Below are 5,443 nucleotides of genomic sequence, written 5' to 3'. Positions count from 1 at the left end.
GGACGCCGACCGGTTCGGCGTCTCCCAGCTGCACCAGCTGCGCGGCCGGGTCGGACGCGGCACCGCCGAGGATAAGCACCACACCGGCTACCACGGCGGCGAGCTGCAGCCGCAACGGCCCGGGCGACGACACTCCGCCCGGAAGGGACGCGAAGGCCTGCGGCCGCCCGACCATGCCGTTCATCGGCCAGGCGATGGCATCCACCCGGGCCCGCACCGCGCTGCGCGGCACGGAGCCCTGCCCCGGGTCCTTCAGATGGACCCGGGAGTCCAGCGAGGAACTGCGCTCGTCACCGAGCAGGAAGAGCTGCCCCGTGGGCACATCCGCCGTGAAGTTCTTCACCGAGGCGAGCCCCTCGGTCTGCAGATACGGTTCCTCAACGGGTTTGCCGTTGATCGTGAGCCGGCCCTTGTCGCAGCAGGCGATCGTGTCGCCACCGATCCCGACGACCCGCTTCACCATGGGCACGTTGTCGCCCCACGCCGGATCGGTGAAGACCACCACGTCGCCGCGGTGCACCTCGCTGCCGTCGATCCGCTCGGCGAGCACCCGGTCACCGGCATGCACCGTCGGTGTCATCGAACTGGTCGGCACCGTGTAGGGCCGGTACACCACGGCCCCCCAGACGAACCCTCCGAGAAAGAGCACACAGCCGACGGCCACGGCCAGCCCCGACAGCATGCTGCCGAGTCGGCCGTGGCCATCACCTGTACGTCCTGTCGCACTCATCCCAGCGCCCCCACCTCGGAGATCGACAACCGCTGATCCGAGTCGGCACACTACCCGGCGGTACGCCCGCTGGTCAGCTTCCTGCGACGCCACAGCACGATGGGTAGCGCACCGGCCACACCGAGTGCGCCGGGGGCCAGGCCCATCGCCGCGTTGATCCCCGGCTGGTCGAAGGTCGCCGGAATGGGCAGGGTCGACCAGCGGTTGATCGGCCAGGCCACGACGATCGCGCGGCCGACGACCTCGTCATTGGAGACCGTTCCGCCGCCCGGGAGCTCCTGGTGATAGCGGGAGTCGAGGGAGTTCTGGCGGTGGTCGCCCATCACCCAGATCCGGCCCTCGGGAACGTGGATCGGGCCGAACGGCTCGTCGTTGCAGGGAGTGTTCCCCGGGAAGATGAACGACTTGTCGTCCAGGGCCTTGCCATTGACGACGACAGGGCCGTCCTTCTTGCACTCCACCGTGTCGCCGCCGACCGCGATGACCCGCTTGATCAGGTCCTTCTCCTCGGCGGACGGCATCAGTCCGATGAAGCTGAGGAACTTCTGCACCACATTGGGATTGGCCGTCTGGGTGTTCTCCAGCCAGCCTCCCGGGTCATGGAAGACCACGACCTCGCCGCGCTTGGGCTCTGCGCCGAACCACGGGGTCAGTTTGTCGACCAGCACCCGGTCGCCCCGCTGGAGCGTGTTCTGCATCGAGTCCGAGGGGATCGAGAACGCCTGTACCAGAAACGTCTTGATCAGCAGCGCGAGAACCAGCGCGATGCCGATGAGCAGAGGCAGTTCCTTCCAGAAGGAGCGCGGCTTCTTCTGGGCCGTACCGCTGCCGTCCGAAGAGTCGCCGTCACCCTCCGTGCGGTCCGTCGCCCCGGCGGACTCGACATTCTCCGGATTGCCAGGCCGGTCCTCGGGTTCCTCGTGTCCGGATCGTGCGCCGACCGCCAAATCCCCCACATCCACTCCTTACTCCGTGCCACCGCCTGCGCCCTAGCCGGTGCAGGCCCACCACTCCCATAACGAGCGGGAGTTCCGCAGGGGTCGGGAGAGGGATCATTCCGTTGGGATCCTTGGACACCACACTATTCGACGGGCCCGAGGCAGCAGCCGTCCCGGCGCGCGCGTCAGGGACCGAGTCGAAAGTCGCCGGTTTCTCCAGTTTTCGCCAGTGCCCGAAGGGCCAGGCGATGACGACAGCACGTCCCACGACCTCGTCCTCGGAAACCGTGCCCTGTCCCGGCTCGTCGAGGTGGTAGCGCGAATCGGCCGAATCCGACCGGTGGTCGCCCATCACGAAGATCCTTCCGGCCGGAACCTTTACCTCGAATTTGATGAGGGAGGGCGGATTGCCGGGATAGAGATAGGGCTCGTCGAGCGGTACGCCGTTGACGGTGATCCGGCCGTTCTTGTCGCAGCACTTCACCGTGTCGCCGCCGACCGCGACCACCCGCTTGATCAGATCCTGCTCGTTGTCCGACGGCAGCAGCCCGATGAAGGTCAGCGCTTCCTTCGCCTGTTTGACGACGACGGGCGGGTTCTTCTTGACGGTGTTCTCCTGCTTGAGCCAGTGGCCCGGGTCCTTGAAGACGACGACGTCACCGCGCTGGGGCCTGGATCCGAACCAGGGCGTCAGTTTGTCCACGAGCACCCGGTCGCCGACCCGGATGGTCTGCTCCATCGATCCGGACGGGATCACGAAGGCCTGTACCAGGAAGGTCTTGAGCACGAGCGCGATCAGCAGCGCCACGACGATGAGAAGAGGGATCTCCCGGACGGCCGACCTGCGCCGCCGCCGCTTGACCTTGCGGGCGAGCTTGCGCCGCTCCGCCCTGGTCGGCAGCGAGCGCGCGGGCGTCGGCCCGGAGCCGGACGGCGGCGGTATCTCCGAATCGTCTCCGCCCTGCCCCCGCCGTCGGCTACCCATGGGCCCCGCCCGGCACCCGTGGACCGGCGAAGGCCGCGCTGTCCGGCAGCGAGCCCAGCCGGCCCAGCGGCCAGCCGATCCAGTCCACCCTGCCGATCACCATGTCGACCGGGACCATGCCACCGCCCGGCTCTCCCAGGTGGTCGCGCGAGTCGCGGGAATTGCCGCGGTGGTCGCCCATCATCCACAGCGTGCCGTCGGGGACGACGATGTCGAAGCGCACCCTGGACGGCGCATCGCCCGGATACAGGTACTCCTCGTCGACCGGACTGCCGTTCACCTCGATCCTTCCCCGCTTGTCGCAGCAGACCACCCGGTCGCCCCCCACACCCACCACCCGCTTCACGTAGTCGGTCTGGGCGGGCTCCGCCAGGCCCAGGGACGCTGCCGCACCGTGCAGCAGCCCGGTGACGGGATTCTCCCGGGGCGGCTCCTGCACAAAGGAACCGGTGCCGTCGAAGACCACGACATCACCGCGCTGCGGTACGGAGCCGAAACTGTACGCCAACTTGTTCACCAGCACGCGGTCCCCCACCCGCAGGGTGGGCTCCATCGAGCCGCTGGGAATCAGGAAGGGCTGCACCACGAAGGCGCTGACGAGCAGCACGAAGACCGAGCAGACAGCACCGAGCGCGGCAGCCCGCCGCCATGACATCGAAGCGGTCAACCGGTCCGGAATACGCGAGAAGCGCGACCCCTCCTCCGACCCTGCTGCGGGTGCGGAGGAGCGGTCGCGCTCCGAGGGCTTGGCTTCCGTGTCCATCGGGGCCAGAGCTTATCCGGCCGTCCTGTGGACCTGGGAGTCAGCTCAGTTGTCGCGCTTCTCCTTGATCTTCGCGGCCTTGCCGCGCAGCTCACGGAGGTAGTACAGCTTGGCGCGACGGACGTCACCGCGGGTGACGAGCTCGATCTTCTCGAAGATCGGGCTGTGCACCGGGAAGGTGCGCTCGACGCCGACGCTGAAGGAGACCTTGCGGACCGTGAAGGTCTCGCTGACGCCCGAGCCCTGGCGGCGGATGACTACGCCCTTGAACTGCTGGATACGGGAGCGGTTGCCCTCGATCACTCGCACGTGGACGTTGACGGTGTCGCCGGGACGGAAGGCCGGGACGTCGGTACGCAGCGAGGCGGCGTTGACGCCATCGAGCAGGGAAGCCATGTTGTCTGCTTTCTTCGCCGATGCCACAGGTCATCGACGGGAGAGTGATGAATTCGGGGTGCTGATCACGTCGGACGGGCGTCGGGACCATCCCCATGTCCATGGGGAGCACAACGGTCGCTTTCCCCCTGTGGCAGGGGCGCACGTCGGACGGACAGCAGCGGCCTATTCTTCCACGGCCTCGGGCCTGCGCCAAAATCGGCCCCCGGGCTCCGGTGACCAGCCGAGGATGGAGAGGATCTCGCGGTCCTTCTTGTCGAAGGCGCTCGCCTCGCAGCGCTCGATCAGATCGGGCCGGTTGAGGGCGGTGCGACGGAACGCCTCGTCCCGCCGCCAGCGCGCGATCTTCCCGTGGTGCCCGCTGAGCAGGACGTCCGGGACGCCCCTGCCGCGCCACTCGGGCGGCTTGGTGTAGACGGGTCCCTCCAGCAGATTGGCCATCGCGCCGGGGGCGAAGGAGTCGTCCCGGTGCGATTCGGCATTGCCGAGCACACCGGGAAGCAGCCGGGCCACCGCCTCCGTGATCACCAGTACCGCGGCTTCCCCGCCGGCCAGCACGTAGTCGCCGATGGACACCTCGACGACCGGCATACGGGTCGCGTACTCGTCCGTCACCCGCCGGTCGATGCCCTCGTAGCGGGCCGGGGTGAAGATCAGCCACGGCCGCTCGGAGAGCTCGACGGCGAGCTCCTGGGTGAACGGGCGGCCGCTGGGTGTGGGCACCACGAGCACCGGGGAGTGCGCCCCGGCCTCGTACCCGGCCGCCAGCGCGTCGTCCAGCGCCTCGCCCCAAGGCTCGGTCTTCATGACCATGCCGGGGCCACCGCCGTACGGGGTGTCGTCGACCGTGTTGTGCCGGTCGTACGTCCAGTCGCGCAGGTCGTGCACGTGCACGTCGAGGCGGCCGCGCGCGCGGGCCTTGCCGACGAGGGAGACGTTCAGCGGCTCCAGGTACTCGGGGAAGATCGTGACGACGTCGAGGCGCATCAGGCGTCCTTCCCGGCCCCGGGCGCCTCGTCCCCGTCGTCCTCTTCTTCGCGGTCTTCGTCTCGCGAGGAGTCGATCACGGCCTGGCTCTCGTCGATCAGACCGGGCGGCGGGGTGATCACGGCGCGCTGGGCTTCGAGATCGATCTCGGCGACGATCTCCTCCACGAACGGGATCATCACCTCGCTGCCGTCCGGCCGCTCGACGATGAAGAGGTCCTGGGACGGGAGATGCGTGATCTCGGTGATCCGGCCGATCTCGGTACCGTCGGCGAGGACCACATCGAGGTCCATGAGCTGATGGTCGTAGAACTCCTCGGGATCCTCGGGGAGTTCCGCCGGGTCGACCTCGGCGATCAGGAGCGTGTTACGCAGGGCCTCGGCAGCCGTACGGTCGCGTACGCCCTCGAAGCGCAGCAGCAGCCGTCCGCTGTGCACCCGGCCGGTCTCGATCGTCAGCGGTCCGGCGCCGGCCGGTTCGGTGGTGAGTACGGCTCCGGGCGCTAGCCGCAGCTCCGGCTCGTCCGTACGCACCTCGACGGTGACCTCGCCCTTGATGCCGTGGGCACGGCCGATCCGCGCGACTACCAACTGCACCTTGTGTTTCTCCTGTCGTACGACGACGGGCCGGGGTGGGCCCATGGC

7 protein-coding genes are annotated in these 5,443 nt (G+C 68.5%); all 7 read right to left on the bottom strand.

All coding sequences use genetic code 11. The features are described 5' to 3' along the window. Nucleotides 1-730, bottom strand: a 730-nt coding sequence (gene lepB, locus ACFU8Q_RS38645; protein WP_384464002.1) for a signal peptidase I, incomplete at its 3' end; no start/stop codon positions are given. Between the two features lie 50 nt (nt 731-780). Further along, nucleotides 781-1,677, bottom strand: a complete 897-nt coding sequence (gene lepB, locus ACFU8Q_RS38640; protein ID WP_384464008.1) for a signal peptidase I — start codon at nt 1,675-1,677, stop codon at nt 781-783. After that, nucleotides 1,577-2,653, bottom strand: coding sequence for a signal peptidase I (gene lepB / locus ACFU8Q_RS38635; protein ID WP_384463999.1), 1,077 nt, complete (start codon nt 2,651-2,653; stop codon nt 1,577-1,579). The genes lepB (ACFU8Q_RS38640) and lepB (ACFU8Q_RS38635) overlap by 101 nt, the downstream gene beginning before the upstream one ends. Then, nucleotides 2,646-3,416, bottom strand: coding sequence for a signal peptidase I (gene lepB, locus ACFU8Q_RS38630; protein WP_384463996.1), 771 nt, complete (start codon nt 3,414-3,416; stop codon nt 2,646-2,648). The genes lepB (ACFU8Q_RS38635) and lepB (ACFU8Q_RS38630) overlap by 8 nt, the downstream gene beginning before the upstream one ends. Nucleotides 3,417-3,461: 45 nt before the next feature. After that, complete coding sequence (gene rplS / locus ACFU8Q_RS38625) at nt 3,462-3,812, bottom strand: 50S ribosomal protein L19 (RefSeq protein ID WP_093899094.1); 351 nt, start codon at nt 3,810-3,812, stop codon at nt 3,462-3,464. A gap of 165 nt (nt 3,813-3,977) precedes the next feature. Next, entirely contained in the window at nt 3,978-4,799 is an 822-nt protein-coding gene (trmD, locus tag ACFU8Q_RS38620; protein WP_384463993.1) for a tRNA (guanosine(37)-N1)-methyltransferase TrmD, read from the bottom strand. Continuing rightward, the gene (rimM, locus tag ACFU8Q_RS38615; RefSeq protein ID WP_384464005.1) at nt 4,799-5,395 is read right to left on the bottom strand and encodes a ribosome maturation factor RimM; all 597 of its coding nucleotides are present in this window, start codon (nt 5,393-5,395) and stop codon (nt 4,799-4,801) included. Before rimM ends, trmD begins: the two co-directional genes overlap by 1 nt. Between the last annotated feature and the right edge of the window lie 48 nt (nt 5,396-5,443).

The sequence above is a fragment of the Streptomyces sp. NPDC057543 genome (assembly GCF_042801895.1).
GTDB lineage: Bacteria > Actinomycetota > Actinomycetes > Streptomycetales > Streptomycetaceae > Streptomyces.
Note: the sequence above shows the minus strand (reverse complement) of the source record. Positions and strands in the feature narration are given on the sequence as shown.

Bases quoted from the DNA above. Each gene is read 5' to 3' on its own strand.
- lepB (WP_384463996.1), bottom strand. From the start codon at position 3,416: ATGGACACGGAAGCCAAGCCCTCGGAGCGCGACCGCTCCTCCGCACCC.
- lepB (WP_384463999.1), bottom strand. From the start codon at position 2,653: ATGGGTAGCCGACGGCGGGGGCAGGGCGGAGACGATTCGGAGATACCG.
- trmD (WP_384463993.1), bottom strand. From the start codon at position 4,799: ATGCGCCTCGACGTCGTCACGATCTTCCCCGAGTACCTGGAGCCGCTG.
- rplS (WP_093899094.1), bottom strand. From the start codon at position 3,812: ATGGCTTCCCTGCTCGATGGCGTCAACGCCGCCTCGCTGCGTACCGAC.